The sequence below is a fragment of the Actinoplanes sp. KI2 genome (assembly GCF_025630775.1).
Taxonomy (GTDB): Bacteria; Actinomycetota; Actinomycetes; order Mycobacteriales; family Micromonosporaceae; genus Actinoplanes.
Genome location: NZ_JAOSZE010000166.1, coordinates 1 through 436, shown reverse-complemented (window position 1 = coordinate 436; position 436 = coordinate 1). Strand labels below are relative to the sequence as shown.

General features: G+C 68.8%; 1 pseudogene. It reads left to right on the top strand.

Features of this window, described 5'->3' with window-relative positions:
- Positions 1-42: 42 nt before the first annotated feature.
- Positions 43-436, top strand: a pseudogene (locus ODJ79_RS46795) (flagellin); the annotation flags it as partial.

The following is a 436-nucleotide window of genomic DNA, read 5'->3' as shown; positions in this document are numbered from 1 at the left end:
ATGGCGACCAAGGGCGGCGCAGTCGCGAACACCGCCGGCGCCGTGACCGCCGTGCCGACCAACGCCCAAAGCGCTTGGAGCTTCAAACTCACCGAGGTCGGCGGCGTCGACATTTCTGGTAGCCCGATCACCGTCAATGTCGCCGCGGTCAAGTCGACCGACACGCCGCAGGACCTGGCCGCGGCCGTCAACTCGGCCCTCTCGTCCGCGCTGAAGAACGCGGGTTACCAGGGCAACGAGGTGACCATGACGGCCCGGGTCGACAGCCAGAACAACGCCTCGTACCAGCTCAGCGGCGCTGGCAACTTCTCCATCGACGACACCGCCAAGACGGTCCTGACCGGCGCCGCCGGCGCTACCGGCCTGGGCATCACCGGCGCCGGCAACAAGATCACCGGCACCGGCGGTACCGACACGGCGGCGACCGGTGGTAGCA